This is a genomic window from Leptospiraceae bacterium, from assembly GCA_024233835.1.
GTDB lineage: Bacteria > Spirochaetota > Leptospiria > Leptospirales > Leptospiraceae > JACKPC01.
This window is the reverse complement of the sequence record JACKPC010000003.1, coordinates 314386-327913: the sequence shown is the minus strand read 5'-3', so window position 1 is coordinate 327913 and position 13528 is coordinate 314386. Positions and strand designations below refer to the sequence as shown.

Below are 13528 nucleotides of genomic sequence, written 5' to 3'. Positions count from 1 at the left end.
AGTAAGAGAAAACACGTATCAGTTATAATACCTGGAAAATAGAAATTTTCATCCTGTCGATGGTGTCTTCATCCTCCAGTACATTTTTTACAATAGCCTGAAGCCTTATATTCTGTTCTAAAAGAACAGTCGGTAAGTGAGATTGTACCGGTATAAATCCGAGATGCTCTCCATCTCGTGTGTATATTTCAATATTATTATCAATGTCAAAGCCCGTATTTTCCTGCTTCAAAAAAAGGACATCACCGGTCTTTATCCTACCTGAAAGTTCCTGACCTGAAAAATGTTGATATCCACTTAAGTTTATATCCATGAGGTATATTTTGCGTGGAAAGACCTTTTCCGTTGCATACAAAGATACAAAAAGGGAAATTAGTCCACTCATGAAGATTAATTTTGCCATATCCAGACTGATAAAAAGTTTCTGTCTCATAAAATTGTCTCCTTCTGTTTTCCTTACAGTATACACAGAATGCCGGACAAAGTACAATTTGTAAAGCACTTTTTTTTTTAGCATACATATTTTTAGTATATTTTATTTACTAAATCACCCTCCCCTATTTAAACACATCCCTACTCATCAGTCAGCTATTTATATGAATCCCTTCCCTTTTTAGCTTTTTCCGGGAAAAATAAAAACATAAAAAATTGTATTCGCTCAAATAATCAGGGAAAAGCACACAGGGCTGGAATATATCGAAACGGTTCTACTTTATTTAATTTCAGGAGTAAAGGAAATCGAACATGTCTGGTATTTAGTGTTTAGGTATTAGAGGTTAGTAAAACACTAATCCCCGGCTCATACACCTGAAATACAACTTTCAGCTTGCTATATAGGTCAGTATACCTTCCGCTATACTATCCGGAATACGTACCGGTAGGCAAAAAAGCTACAATTACGTATACCGGCAGCTAATCCCGTACCTATACTCAACTGCCTGAGAACCTGAAGGGTATACTGTAATTGTAAGCTTTCTGTAAAACCGGTGCTTCGGCTCGCATTGGCTCGCTCAGCAACCGCATCCGGCTGGAAAAAAAAGTTCCAAAAAGTATCCCAAAAGTCCAGTTTGGCTTCCTATTCCATAGAAAATTTTTGTTCCATTTGTGCATTTTTAAACCCTTTATAGTAGGAGCACAAAATGAAGCAGAAAGATACAGAAAAACAGAACGGACTTTTACCCTTATATAGTGATATTGTATTTAAGATATTTTGCATAAAGAAACCCCACCTCTTAGCAAGACTTTTGGATGCCGTACTCGGATTCAAGGGAAGCGATAGAATCGAAAGTCTGCAAATACTCAACCTGGAAATAGCCTTGACGAAAGATCTGGAAATTCATATAATAGAACTACCCAAATTTCTGAAACAGGTAGAGGAACTGGATACCGAGCTGGAAAACTGGTTGTATTTCCTTGGAAAAGCCGAGCATTTGCAGGAAAATGAAATGAAAGAATTGCAAGAAAGAAACCCGGTCATGGAAGAGGCGATAGAAGCTTTAAAAGATATATCCCTCGACGAGAAGACCAGGGCTTATTGCGAAATGCGCCTCAAATCCGAACGGGATTTTATGGCAATGAAACATTATGCCTACCATGAAGGACTCAAAAAAGGCATAGAACAGGAACGCCTTCTGGCCGGGAAGCGAGAAAAACGAGGCGAGCATAAAAAAGCTCTCAGCCGGCAACACCCTTGAAGATAGATTATGTTTATTTTCACCGCTGTAGGCGACCCATCGGTGGGTCGCTTTCGTGGGTAGATTATTTTATTTTCTTTTCTTCAAAGATTCCGGATTTCTCCTGTCATGCCAGACAGCTACTATTGAAATCAGGGTTTCTTTAAGAACATAATAGAGGGAGAAAGGAAAACGCTTTAGCCTGGTTTTCTTCACAGTAGGGGATGTATTGCAATCCATCTCTACAGCCTTATCTCCCTTCTTTTTTCCGAGCTTTTCGGCTGTACCAAAAACCTCATTAGCAAACTCTAAACCCAAACCTTCTCTCTGTTTTTCATACCAGAGATAGGATTCCTCCAAATCCCTCTTGGCTTCGGGTTCAAACCGGTATGTCTCTCCTTTTTTGTCTTCATTTTCCATGAGAACCCTCCTTGGCGCGAAAGCGCTTTCACGCCTTCTTACTTTTCGCTGACGGCTGAAAGCTAAACATTTAATGCCTCCAGATCTTTCTGAACTTCTTCCCTTGAAAAACCGGGATGCGGGTTTTCTTCCATACGCTTTAAGCGGATGGACAGATCATGTTCTGTCCCTACAGCAGGGATGGTGATGTCCTCAAAAACTACGACAACGGTGTAAGTTCCCCCTTCTATGGTCTCTGGTAGCTTTGCGGTAAGGGTTCCATCCTCGGCGACCGTGGCTTCTACTTCGTAGTGTTGCATGTTTTGTGCTCCTTGTAAATCTCCAAGTCTCCCAACTGGCAAAGTGCTTGACGCTGCACTTGTTCAGGTGAAATGCTTGGGTTGGTGATATTTACTACAGTAAACGAAATGGCTATCAATGTCAATCGTTTTTACTATCATTTATGAAAAAAGAAGATTATAATCAATTATTTGACCACTTAGGATTGAGCCAAAGAGCTTTTGCTAAGAAATATAACGTTGCACAGTCAACAATAAGCGATATAGTAAATGGAAAAATTAAATCTCTCCCGGTAGATATAATTTATAAAGTCCATCAAGATCATGGAATAAGCCTGAAATGGTTAATAACCGGTGAGGGTGAAATGCTTCAAGTGCAAGGGAATGAAAGCCTAAGTAAAGAAGAATCTCTTCTCATAGAAGAAATAAGAAAAGATCCAAAGCTAATTAGTTTGATTAAATCTTTCATTGAGGCCTTGAAAAAAAATCTGTAAGTATCTCTTCCTTTCGTTACGATTCGGTTTAAACCGAGGTCTGATAGAGTGTAGGACAGCAAAAATACCAATTCATTAATGACAAAATCTTTTAAAATAAGGAATTCCTGAGAAGAGGGGAAAATACGATTTTTCTCCAAAAAGAAGAAAATCTCCTGATTGGAAACAAAACGCAGTTCCTTCGAAAATGCCTTTAAGAAACTCGATACTACCTTTTTCTTAAAATCACTACTTTCATTCATATTCAACATACTATTTTTCTGTATAGTTTCTCGTAAAGCAAATTTCTATTTTCGCCTTTCCTTTTTTTGTTGTCTTTTTAAAAGGAATGTTATCAAGATGTTAAATTGCAGGATATATTTTGTTTTATCGAGCATATCCGAACCATTGGAAATAAGGATTAGTTCATAGCAACCGGATATATACTGCACACATGATTAGTTAAGTGCAATTAGGGCGCCAAACTTTTTGTGTAAAAGAAAAGTAGTTGAAAAAATGGGAACCCCCATGCCCCCTTTAAGAAGCCCGGCGTCCGTGCCGGGCAAATATGGAGAAAAAATGGCAGAAGAAACATTAAACAAAACATTAAGTAATGCGAGAACTAATAAAAATGATGATTTCTATACTCAACTTACTGATATTGAGAAAGAATTAAAACATTACAAACATCATTTCAAAGATAAAGTGGTTTTTTGCAATTGTGATGATCCAAGAGTAAGTAATTTCTTTCATTATTTTTCCTATAATTTTGAAAAATTAGGCTTAAAAAAACTTATTACAACTTGTTATAAAAATCAAGAAATGGATTTATTTAGCCAAAATGATTCTGAACAAGCAATATATTTAGAATATGAAGGTGACCTAAATGGCAATAATGTTCCAGATATAGAAGAAATTGGAATTCAGTATTTAAAAGGCGATGGTGATTTTAGAAGCAAAGAAAGTATTGAGCTCCTTAAAAAGGCAGATATAGTTGTTACAAATCCACCATTTTCTTTATTCAGAGAGTACGTTGCTCAACTTATGGAATATGAAAAAAAATTCTTAATCATCGGTAGTCAAAATGCTTTCACATATCGAGATATATTTATTTTGTTTAAAGATAATAAGATTTGGACAGGTGTTGATAATGGCGGTACAAAATGGTTCGAAGTACCTCTTGATTATGAAATTAAAACAAAATCCAGAATTAAGATAGAAGATGGTAAAAAATATTTCAGCATGGGCAGTATATTCTGGTTTACAAATCTTGACCATTCCAAACGACACGAAGAAATAATATTATATAAACAATACAATGGAAATGAATCTGATTACCCAAAATATGATAATTATGATGCAATTGAAGTTTCAACATATAAAAATATACCTGCTGATTATGATGGCGTTATGGGTGTTCCAATTACATTCTTAGATAAATATAATCCAGAGCAATTTGAAATTGTAGGGTTGATTGCTGGTAATATTAAAGGGTTGGCAGGCATCCCATCATCTACAGGAAAAGATGGTCCTTATATGAATGGTAAGTTAAAATATGGTCGAATATTAATAAGAAAACGTAAGAAATGAGGATTTTATGAATATAGAACTTAAAGAAATTACTGTACGAGAATTATCAGAAGGATACCAAGATAATGATGAGAATGGCGTAGTAGGTTATAGTGGAAAACTTGATATACGCCCCCCCTATCAAAGAGAATTCATTTATAAAGATAAACAAAGAGATGCTGTTATTGATACAATTACTAAAGACTTTCCTCTTAATGTTATGTACTGGGCTGTAAGAGAAGACGGTAATTTTGAAGTAATTGACGGTCAACAACGAACTATTTCTGTTAGCCAGTTTGTAGAAGGGGATTTTTCTTTTAACGACAGATATTTTCATAATCTTCAAAAAGATGAACAAGAGCAGATACTAAACTATAAGTTAATGATATATTTTTGTAGTGGAACTGATAGTGAGAAACTGGAATGGTTTAAAACTATTAACATAGCAGGTGAGAAACTAACAGATCAGGAATTAAGAAATGCTGTTTATCATGGTTCTTGGGTATCTGATGCAAAAAGGTATTTTAGTAAAACAGGTTGCCCTGCTTATGGAATAGGTGGTGATTACCTTATTGGGACTGCAAACCGACAAGAATATTTAGAAACAGCGATTAGTTGGCTCAGTGAAGGTAAAATTGAAGAATATATGTCAAAAAATCAACATGAACCTAATGCAAATGAATTGTGGCTCTACTTTAAAGCTGTGATTGATTGGGTTCAAGTAGTATTCCCAAATTATAGAAAAGAAATGAAAGGAATTCCCTGGGGTGAGCTTTATAATAAATTCGGCAAGAAAAAATACGATTCCACAAAATTAGAGAAACAAATTGAACAACTCATGATGGACGATGATGTAACGAATAAAAAAGGTATATATTCTTACATCCTCACCAATGATGAAAAACATTTGAGTATAAGAGCATTTACAGAAAGCCAGAAAAGAGCAGCATACGAAAAGCAAAAAGGTATATGCCCTCTCTGTAAAGGTGATAACAAGAAAAAGAAATGGGAATATGAAGAAATGGAAGGTGACCATATAACACCATGGTTTGAAGGTGGCAAAACTTCTCCTGATAATTTACAAATGCTATGTAAAGATTGCAATAGAAGAAAAGGTAAAAAATAATTTTCACTGCAACCGCCTACGCGCGTCCGTGCGCTCCGGCGGAAAAAGGGGGCATGGGGGTTGCTTTTAATAAACTTTACTGTAAGAGTTGGCGCCCTAACTGCACTTAACACGGGGCATAAGCGGCGCTCCCTGCGGTCGCTTGGGCTACGCCAAATTTTCACCTCCGCTGCGCTACGGTGAAAACTTCTTATGCCCCGGAAACGTTAGAACGACAAAAGCCCCGACCACCCATTATTTTAGGTCAGGGTTATGGTGTTAAAACAAGATAAATGCAGGAGAAATAAGAAGAGATGATAAAGTTAATTTTTAATTTTTTATCCCCCCAATTCCCACCGCCCTCCCTGCGCTTATCCATTACCTTTTTTTTTAACCCCCACCATTTTTCCCAATTACTCCCGTTAAAAAAAACCCCGCTTGCCTCCTATAAGCGCACCGTTACAATCCTCCCGCTTTCGTCGTCAAACTCGAACATGAGACGCTGTGTGAGTGTGCATGATATAGAAGCTGCACTCTCACTTGCCCCATGCACATGCAGCTATAGACGTATTTGGAAATCTGTTTTTATTTATTTTAGAATATGGGCAAGGAATCTGCCTCGAAAAGCAGTCACATTCCTTGCAGGGTTTATTTGGTGCATGGGGACTTTGCCCGCTCAAACGGAAGATGCGAACCGCACTTCCGCTTTCACCGGCAATGTCGTCTATGCTCGTGACGTTGTCCGAAATTTTGGATACAACTATCAAGATAATATTTAAGGAGACTTAAATGGAAAATGTAAGCTTATCTGACATTAGGATACCGAGTCGAGACGAACTCAGTAGTTCAAGACTTTCTTCTTTAGAAAATGGCTATGATTCATTTGAAACTCAATTGAATAGTAGTAGTGACCCTATTGCTTTGGATAGAAGTGGTGGGAGACCGTACCGAATAATAAATGGAAGGCATAGAGTTTATCTGGCTTATCAAAAGGGTTACTCATCCGTTCCGGTAGTATTTACATAAGTAAAGAAAATTTGTTCTCTCGTAATTTTAGAATGGACATAATTTTAAAGTATGAGAGGATAAATTTTGATATATATCCTTTTAATATACAGGAGAAATTATGAATTATCGAGAGAGAATTATTGCTGATCCACAAATTATGCTTGGAAAGCCTATAATAAAGGGAACAAGAATAACTGTTGAGTTGATCCTTAGAAAATTATCTCAAAAAATTTGGATAGAAGAATTGCTAAAATCATATCCACACATAACAATAGATGATATATACGCGGCTTTAGCATATTCTGCTGATGTAGTTTCAAAGGAAGAAGTAATTGCCTGTTAAAATCATTGCAGATGAAAATATTGATAATATTATTATTCAATCATTAAGGGATGATAAATATGAAATAATTTCTATAAAAGAAAGTTATAGAGGGATAAAGGATATTGAAATAATAGTCCTTGCAAATCAAAATGAATGTCTAATTTTGACCGAAGATAAAGATTTTGGAGAATGGGTTTTTGCACATAAAACAGAATCTGTAGGTATTCTCTTCCTTAGGTATGACGAAAGTGAATTGAATGAAATTATAAATTCCTTAAAATTATTACTCAAAAAATATGGAGATTCTCTTTATAATAAATTTACCGTTATTACAAAGAACAAAATAAGAATTAGAGAAATATAATAACTTAACCAAAACTTCGGTCAACAAGAGAATATCCGACATGACCCATTTCAGCCGCCGTCACGTCGGACGATTCTCGGGACGTTAAACAGCATAAATATTATTTTATGAATACGAGATTATTAAAATAAACGGAGATTTTAGAAAATGAAATGTTCAAATCATACAGAAAAAGACGCAGATGGAGCATGCGTTTACTGTGGAAAATTATTTTGCTCAGATTGCTTAGTTGAAGTTGAAGGAAAGAATTATTGCAAACAAGATATTGGTAAAGTATTTAAAGAAGCTTCGAATAAAACTGATAAAAGGTCAGAAATGCCTATGGTTTTCATGAATGCTGGGGGAGGCGGTGCTGCAGCTAGTGCATCTTCCTCAAGTAGTTCTGGGAATTCTCATTCTGGAAGATATATTCATTGGGGGATGTTTCTTGCCTTACTTTTATGTACTGGTGGAATTGGATTAATTTTTTATCCTCTATGGTATAAAAGCCGCTGATGAATCTAAAAGTAAAATCAATAATTATACTTACACTGCTAGGTTTTTGCATGGCAGTGTTGAATTTTATTAATTTCGATTCACACTTTTATTTCCCTTCTCTATGTCTTTTTAAGAATTTTTTTGATATTCCCTGTTTTGCATGTGGAATAACAAGGGCTCTATCACTTTTCTTAAAATCACAGTATATTGAAGCAATTAAATTAAACCCTCTAATAATCTTAGTGGTATATTATTTAATAAAATACTATATCATTACATTAATAAAAATCACAACTGGTATAGATATGAAATTCAAAATGATAGATTTTTACTCTAATGGAAAGTTTAATTTTCCTTTTATAGTAATAGTAATTATTAATTGGTTATATTTAATAAAAAATGGAACTTAATTTTTTAAAAGGCTTATGAAATTATAAAATATATTAATAAGGTAGATAATTATGCGAGCGGATGAAGAATTAGTAAAAAACATAATTGTAGAAAAATATCTTTCTAATTTTAAATCATATAGAATTATTGATGGAAACAGAAATCATCCACCTGATTATAAAGTTTTTATTGGATCTCATGAATATTTACTTGAGATAACTCAATGTACAGCAATAGCAATTGAAGAAGATAACCAGACAATTACTTCTACGAAAAGTATTAACTATCCGATTTTAAATATTGAAAATGAATTAAATAATTATTTTAAAGGAATTAGTACGGATGATATGGTTTTTAAATTGAGAATTAAAGGACCTATTTTAAATTTTAATTCTTTTAAAAAGGATCTTAAGCTATACTTAAAAAACATTATTGATAATAAAGAATATAGCAATTATAATATATTTAGAAAATTTAACGTTTCTAATGAATTAATTGAAATAAAAATAAAAGAAAAGATAAATAAAAATGATAAATCATTTACTATTATTTCTATGATTAAAAGCAAGAACCATGAATATAATATTGAAAGCCATATTAAAAAAGCATTAACTCATATAATAAAAACCAAATACGAAAAATTAAAAAACCTTAATGGGACTAAATGGCTAGGGATACTTAATGATTATTTTCTTGCAAGCTTGGATACATATAACCGAGTTTTAAAAAGTAATATAGATAAGTATGACTTTGGAATTATTTTTATAGTAGATAAAAATAAAAACTTATTACCTTTTATGTGTAATAAATGAGAATAGGATTATTTAATAATATTACAGTAATATCTTTTACGCTGTTTAACAAGAGAATATCCGACATGACCCATATCAGCCACCGTCACATCGGATGATTCTCGGGACGTTAGATGCCATTTGAAAAGCTTTAATTTTACAACAGGAAATTGTTAGACGCTAAAATAACAACTTATTTATAGAGTTTAAATCATGATTATTCATCCAGAAGTAATAGATTTTTGTATGAAAAAAGCATTAAAAAATATTCTTATCATAGTATGGGAATAAGTTCTTTCAAAAGGATAAGCACAATGAATAAAAAGAGAATTTTAATTATACTAGCAGTCATTATACTAGCTGGAATTTTCATAAGGTCAGGATTGCCATTAGCAATCAAAAAAATGGGTTTGCACCCTGAATACAATGGTCAGCGATATCTTCTTCCTAATGGAAGGGCTTTAATTATAACAACCAGTCATGATAGGTTAGGAGAAAAAGGAGATGAAACAGGTGTATTTGGGTCTGAATTCACAGCACCATACTATGAATTTTTGGACGCTAGAATGTCAGTAGATTTAGCAAGCATCAAAGGAGGAAAAATCCCAATAGATCCCATTTCATTTAAGAGGTTTGTTAAAAGTGAATACGATGATAGATTTTTATCAGACCCAAAATTACAAGACAAGGTTCAAAATTCTCTTCCAATTGACCAAGTCGATTTCACAAAATACGACATTATTTTTCTAGCCGGAGGTTGGGGAGCGGCTTATGATCTTGGTTATTCTCAAACTTTGGGTCAAAAAATAACTCAAGCAAGCAAAGCAGGAAAAGTCATTGGAGGCGTTTGTCATGGTTTACTCGGTTTATTGTTGGCTTATGACGAAAATGATCAACCTCTTCTCAAAGGTCTAAGAATCACAGGTGTTACAAATAAGCAAATAGAAGAACTTGGAATATCCATAACCCCCCAACATCCAGAAAGGGAATTGAAAGCAGCAGGAGCAAAGTTCGAAAGTGCTACTGCCTTTCGTGATATATTTGCCAATCATGTTGTCATTGACAGACGCATCGTCTCCGGGCAAAACCAAAATGCTGGTGCGGAAGTAGCTAATAGGATGATAAAATTATCTGGAGGAAATAGAAGATGAAAAAGTTATTCGGAAATAGTATTGTAGAGTCTATCTTACGAGTTTTGTCTGGTGGAGTCGGATTTATATTCCTTCTTATGGGACTTGGTTTTCTTATCATTCCTGAAGTTCTTGCAATGAATCTTTTTTTAGAACCTGCTCGTGCAGTAGGCATCAATTCTTTAAGAGGTGATTTAGGTGCCTTGTTCCTAGGTATGAGTTTCTTTTGTCTAATGGGTACATTTTCATCCTATAGGAGTTTGTTGTTCGTTCCAATCGTTTTCCTTTCCTTAGTGGTTACTGGTAGGTTGATCGGTTATCTTGTTGATGATACTCCTATTGTTCTCGTTGGCAGTCTGGTTTCCGAACTGGTATTCTTAACGATATTGATTCTATCATTCCTTTCTTTTTCTCTAAATTCGGAATCTCAAAAGAATTCACTAGAATTAAAAACAGTTTTTAACAAACAATTCCTTATTATAATTGGAATTATCATTTTAGTAATAGTGGGTGCATTTAGAGCTGAGCGTCAGATAGGTAATTTTTTATGGACTAAATTTACAGGTAGGCAAATGAATCAAAGTAGGATATCGAACCTACCCGACGGTTTACATGTAGGTTTGGCAGGTACCGGTGCACCTTTACCGGATACAAAAAGGACAGGAGTTTGTACTTTTGTACTCGCTGGAGAACATTTATTTATTGTTGATACTGGTCCAGGAAGCACAAAAAACTTAGAACTTATGAGGGTTCCTTTAGGCAATATAGAAGCAGTCCTATTTACTCATTTACACTCAGATCATATTGGAGCTTTAGGTGAGTTAATGCTAAAATCATGGACTAGTGGAGCAAGAAAAAAGCCTCTAAAAATTCTTGGTCCCAAGGGAATTGATACAGTAGTGCAAGGATTCAACCAAGCATATTCCATTGATAAAGGGTTTCGGTTTGCCCATCATGGAGACACAGTAGCGCCATTAGAAGGCAATGGAGGTTCGCCTGAAATAATAGAGGGTTTCGATGAAAATAAGGCAGTAATTATTTTCCAGAAAAATGATTTAAAAGTAACAGCATTTTTGGTGGATCACTCTCCAGCAGATCCAGCTCTGGGTTTCCGATTTGATTATAAAGGCCGATCAGTTGTTATTAGCGGAGATACTTTACCAAGTGAATCGTTACGGAACAACTCGCAAAATGTTGATTTATTGCTACACGAAGCTTTAGACCCTGAAATGCTTGGGGTTCTAAATCTAGAAGCAAATAAAAACAATCAAAAAGTGTTGGAAAAAGTTTCCGCCGACATATTGTCTTACCACACATTTCCGGAAGAAGCTGCAAGAATTGCACAAGATGCCAATATTGGTCACCTTGTATTTCACCATATCATTCCACCGACACCCATAGCTATTTTACATTCTACTTTTTTAGGTGACTCAAAAAAATACTATAAAGGACCTATCACTTTTGGAGTCGAAGGAATGTTGTTCAGTTTGCCACCTAATTCGAAGGAGATATTAAAAAAATGGTTTCTAAACTGAGTTTGAATACCGCTAAATCTTATAGTTTTTGTATTTGCATTGTAAATCAAAAGCTAAAACTTTATAAAATTAATAAACACTCAAAGGGAATTTTACTAAAATGAAAAAGTATTCATTCATCATGATTCTACTATTATCCTTAGGATTATACCCTGATGAAGGCAATCAAATTTTATCAGTATGTAAAAATGACATTGGAGAGCTATGTTCTAAAAATTCTGAAAGTAATATTAGGATTATCCAATGTTTATTGGAAAATGAATCAAATCTTTCTGCAAGTTGTAAAAATGGACTTAAAACCTCATTAGAAAGAATCAGAAAGAATGGCTCAGAGGATTGTAAAAATGATGTAAAAGAATTTTGCAGTTGGACAATTCCTGGTAGTGGAAGAATTATCAAATGTCTTTTAAAAAATGAAAAGAGTTTATCAAAACAATGCAGTAGGAAATTAAATGAGTTCTGATACGGAAAAATACTAAACGTCACTAGATTCCTGACATTCCAATTGGAGTATATATGCAAAACACATTATTTTTAAAGCAAACGGCATCTAACAAAGCGTGTGAGTTGCGCCGCCGAGAAAAGATTCGTCGGCTTGGGCTACGCCACATTTTTGCCCAGTCACAAAACTTGCAGAGAAGACTTGCAAGTTTTGCGCCTGGTCAAAAACGTCTCACACGCTTGAACGTTGTGCGATATATTATACAATTTCTATAACAATTATTGAATAGAATATTTTTTAATATTTTATAGAGGAAAAAATGGGAAAATTTTGGACAATAAAAAGTAAAAGATGGGGAGATATGGATACATTAACTTTAAATTCATCATTGTTCCCTGGAGTTAAAGATATACATGGGCACTTTAATAATGATAATGATATGTATCATGTTAAAATTACATATGATAATAATAAGATCGTTTCATCTGACTTTAGTGGAAATATAACTATAAGTGAATTAGAATATGAAATAAGTATTTTATATAAGAGAAAAAAACCATAAATTTATAACTATTTTTAATAGGAATCTATCAATATACCATTATGATAAAAAATAAAAAAGGATATAAGATGAAAATATTTATAAAAGTATTATTTAATTTACTTAACTTTATTTTACTATTATTTATTTTTATTATATCATATAAGAATAATTTAAAATTAAATCTTATTGAAAATAATATGAATAATAAGCTTCCTAATAAAGAAAGTAAAAAACCTAAAATCGATACAATTTCGAAGGTGATTAAATTTAATGGAATTCAATATAGTATATTTAAAATTTATAATCATGCATTAAATAATTTAGTACTTTACTATAAGGATGAGAACGAAGTTAATTATAAATCTTTTAAAAACCTACATCAAGATCTAAATAGAAAGGGATATAATTTGTTATTTGCAACAAATGCTGGAATATATACTAAAAATTTTGCACCAGAAGGTTTATTTATTCAAAACAAAAAAATTGTTAATCCACTTAATTTAAAAAATGGTAAAGGTAATTTCTATTTAAAACCTAATGGTGTATTTTTTATTATAGATAATAAACCAAATATTTTAGAAACATCGGAATTTGAAAATAATATCAAATTGGATGATATTCAATTTGCAGTGCAGTCTGGACCTCTAATTATTGATAAAGGAAAAATTCATAAAAGTTTTACTGAAACTTCAAATAATAAAAATATTAGAAATGCTGTATGTGTTGATAATAATTCAGTGATATTTGTTTTATCAAATAATGATGTAACCTTTTATGATTTTTCATTATTTTTTTTAAATAGGTTAAAATGTAAAAGTGCTTTATATCTTGATGGAGCTATTTCAGATATGTTTCTTCCTAAAATAAATAGGACTTTAAATAATATTAAAAATGATGGAAAATTTTCTGGAATTTTTGGTTATATAGAAAGAAAATGATCTATTACTTTATAACTTTTATTTTTTGTTTATTTTTACACACTCCAAGTTTTAGTCAGAGCTTGA

18 protein-coding genes are annotated in these 13528 nt (G+C 33.3%); 15 read left to right on the top strand and 3 right to left on the bottom strand.

Annotated features, from left to right (window positions below):
• Positions 1-22: 22 nt before the first annotated feature.
• A complete protein-coding gene (locus H7A25_15895; protein MCP5501384.1) occupies positions 23-433 on the bottom strand; it encodes a hypothetical protein in 411 nt (136 codons plus the stop codon).
• Positions 434-1139: 706 nt separating this feature from the next.
• Here H7A25_15895 and H7A25_15890 point away from each other — a divergent pair.
• Positions 1140-1694, top strand: coding sequence for a PD-(D/E)XK nuclease family transposase (locus H7A25_15890; protein MCP5501383.1), 555 nt, complete (start codon positions 1140-1142; stop codon positions 1692-1694).
• A gap of 69 nt (positions 1695-1763) precedes the next feature.
• Here the strand turns inward: H7A25_15890 and H7A25_15885 are convergent, their stop codons facing one another.
• Positions 1764-2093, bottom strand: coding sequence for a type II toxin-antitoxin system RelE/ParE family toxin (locus H7A25_15885; protein ID MCP5501382.1), 330 nt, complete (start codon positions 2091-2093; stop codon positions 1764-1766).
• 62 nt (positions 2094-2155) lie between these two features.
• Entirely contained in the window at positions 2156-2392 is a 237-nt protein-coding gene (locus H7A25_15880) for a hypothetical protein (GenBank protein ID MCP5501381.1), read from the bottom strand.
• Between the two features lie 143 nt (positions 2393-2535).
• Between H7A25_15880 and H7A25_15875 the strand changes: the two genes are divergently transcribed.
• The 14 genes from H7A25_15875 to H7A25_15810 all read left to right on the top strand — a co-directional run bounded on the left by H7A25_15875 (position 2536) and on the right by H7A25_15810 (position 13462).
• Positions 2536-2865, top strand: a complete 330-nt coding sequence (locus H7A25_15875) for a helix-turn-helix domain-containing protein (GenBank protein ID MCP5501380.1) — start codon at positions 2536-2538, stop codon at positions 2863-2865.
• 558 nt (positions 2866-3423) lie between these two features.
• Positions 3424-4434 carry an adenine-specific methyltransferase EcoRI family protein gene (locus tag H7A25_15870; protein ID MCP5501379.1) on the top strand — a complete coding sequence of 337 codons (1011 nt, stop codon included), beginning with the start codon at positions 3424-3426 and terminating at the stop codon, positions 4432-4434.
• Positions 4435-4441: 7 nt separating this feature from the next.
• Entirely contained in the window at positions 4442-5539 is a 1098-nt protein-coding gene (locus H7A25_15865) for a DUF262 domain-containing protein (GenBank protein ID MCP5501378.1), read from the top strand.
• A gap of 768 nt (positions 5540-6307) precedes the next feature.
• A complete protein-coding gene (locus H7A25_15860; GenBank protein ID MCP5501377.1) occupies positions 6308-6544 on the top strand; it encodes a hypothetical protein in 237 nt (78 codons plus the stop codon).
• A gap of 100 nt (positions 6545-6644) precedes the next feature.
• Entirely contained in the window at positions 6645-6869 is a 225-nt protein-coding gene (locus H7A25_15855) for a DUF433 domain-containing protein (GenBank protein MCP5501376.1), read from the top strand.
• Positions 6859-7215: a DUF5615 family PIN-like protein gene (locus H7A25_15850; protein MCP5501375.1), complete on the top strand. Its 357-nt coding sequence runs from the start codon at positions 6859-6861 to the stop codon at positions 7213-7215. The genes H7A25_15855 and H7A25_15850 overlap by 11 nt, the downstream gene beginning before the upstream one ends.
• Before the next feature lie 147 nt (positions 7216-7362).
• On the top strand, positions 7363-7710 hold the full coding sequence (locus tag H7A25_15845; protein MCP5501374.1) for a hypothetical protein: 348 nt from the start codon (positions 7363-7365) through the stop codon (positions 7708-7710).
• A gap of 50 nt (positions 7711-7760) precedes the next feature.
• Positions 7761-8102 (top strand): DUF2752 domain-containing protein, encoded by a 342-nt coding sequence (locus H7A25_15840; GenBank protein ID MCP5501373.1) that lies wholly within the window; start codon positions 7761-7763, stop codon positions 8100-8102.
• A 51-nt stretch (positions 8103-8153) separates the two neighbouring features.
• On the top strand, positions 8154-8894 hold the full coding sequence (locus tag H7A25_15835; GenBank protein ID MCP5501372.1) for a hypothetical protein: 741 nt from the start codon (positions 8154-8156) through the stop codon (positions 8892-8894).
• Positions 8895-9187: 293 nt separating this feature from the next.
• Complete coding sequence (locus H7A25_15830; GenBank protein MCP5501371.1) at positions 9188-10024, top strand: type 1 glutamine amidotransferase domain-containing protein; 837 nt, start codon at positions 9188-9190, stop codon at positions 10022-10024.
• The gene (locus H7A25_15825) at positions 10021-11538 is read left to right on the top strand and encodes an MBL fold metallo-hydrolase (GenBank protein MCP5501370.1); all 1518 of its coding nucleotides are present in this window, start codon (positions 10021-10023) and stop codon (positions 11536-11538) included. Before H7A25_15830 ends, H7A25_15825 begins: the two co-directional genes overlap by 4 nt.
• Positions 11539-11638: 100 nt before the next feature.
• Positions 11639-12001, top strand: coding sequence for a hypothetical protein (locus H7A25_15820; protein MCP5501369.1), 363 nt, complete (start codon positions 11639-11641; stop codon positions 11999-12001).
• A 298-nt stretch (positions 12002-12299) separates the two neighbouring features.
• Positions 12300-12542: a hypothetical protein gene (locus H7A25_15815; protein MCP5501368.1), complete on the top strand. Its 243-nt coding sequence runs from the start codon at positions 12300-12302 to the stop codon at positions 12540-12542.
• A 68-nt stretch (positions 12543-12610) separates the two neighbouring features.
• On the top strand, positions 12611-13462 hold the full coding sequence (locus H7A25_15810) for a phosphodiester glycosidase family protein (GenBank protein ID MCP5501367.1): 852 nt from the start codon (positions 12611-12613) through the stop codon (positions 13460-13462).
• The last annotated feature ends 66 nt before the right edge of the window (positions 13463-13528 follow it).

Coding starts and splice junctions, on each gene's coding strand:
- H7A25_15885 (MCP5501382.1), bottom strand. CDS start 2,093: ATGGAAAATGAAGACAAAAAAGGAGAGACATACCGGTTTGAACCCGAA.
- H7A25_15815 (MCP5501368.1), top strand. CDS start 12,300: ATGGGAAAATTTTGGACAATAAAAAGTAAAAGATGGGGAGATATGGAT.
- H7A25_15860 (MCP5501377.1), top strand. CDS start 6,308: ATGGAAAATGTAAGCTTATCTGACATTAGGATACCGAGTCGAGACGAA.
- H7A25_15875 (MCP5501380.1), top strand. CDS start 2,536: ATGAAAAAAGAAGATTATAATCAATTATTTGACCACTTAGGATTGAGC.
- H7A25_15810 (MCP5501367.1), top strand. CDS start 12,611: ATGAAAATATTTATAAAAGTATTATTTAATTTACTTAACTTTATTTTA.
- H7A25_15845 (MCP5501374.1), top strand. CDS start 7,363: ATGAAATGTTCAAATCATACAGAAAAAGACGCAGATGGAGCATGCGTT.
- H7A25_15840 (MCP5501373.1), top strand. CDS start 7,761: ATGGCAGTGTTGAATTTTATTAATTTCGATTCACACTTTTATTTCCCT.
- H7A25_15880 (MCP5501381.1), bottom strand. CDS start 2,392: ATGCAACACTACGAAGTAGAAGCCACGGTCGCCGAGGATGGAACCCTT.
- H7A25_15890 (MCP5501383.1), top strand. CDS start 1,140: ATGAAGCAGAAAGATACAGAAAAACAGAACGGACTTTTACCCTTATAT.
- H7A25_15865 (MCP5501378.1), top strand. CDS start 4,442: ATGAATATAGAACTTAAAGAAATTACTGTACGAGAATTATCAGAAGGA.
- H7A25_15895 (MCP5501384.1), bottom strand. CDS start 433: ATGAGACAGAAACTTTTTATCAGTCTGGATATGGCAAAATTAATCTTC.
- H7A25_15820 (MCP5501369.1), top strand. CDS start 11,639: ATGAAAAAGTATTCATTCATCATGATTCTACTATTATCCTTAGGATTA.
- H7A25_15855 (MCP5501376.1), top strand. CDS start 6,645: ATGAATTATCGAGAGAGAATTATTGCTGATCCACAAATTATGCTTGGA.
- H7A25_15825 (MCP5501370.1), top strand. CDS start 10,021: ATGAAAAAGTTATTCGGAAATAGTATTGTAGAGTCTATCTTACGAGTT.
- H7A25_15870 (MCP5501379.1), top strand. CDS start 3,424: ATGGCAGAAGAAACATTAAACAAAACATTAAGTAATGCGAGAACTAAT.
- H7A25_15835 (MCP5501372.1), top strand. CDS start 8,154: ATGCGAGCGGATGAAGAATTAGTAAAAAACATAATTGTAGAAAAATAT.
- H7A25_15830 (MCP5501371.1), top strand. CDS start 9,188: ATGAATAAAAAGAGAATTTTAATTATACTAGCAGTCATTATACTAGCT.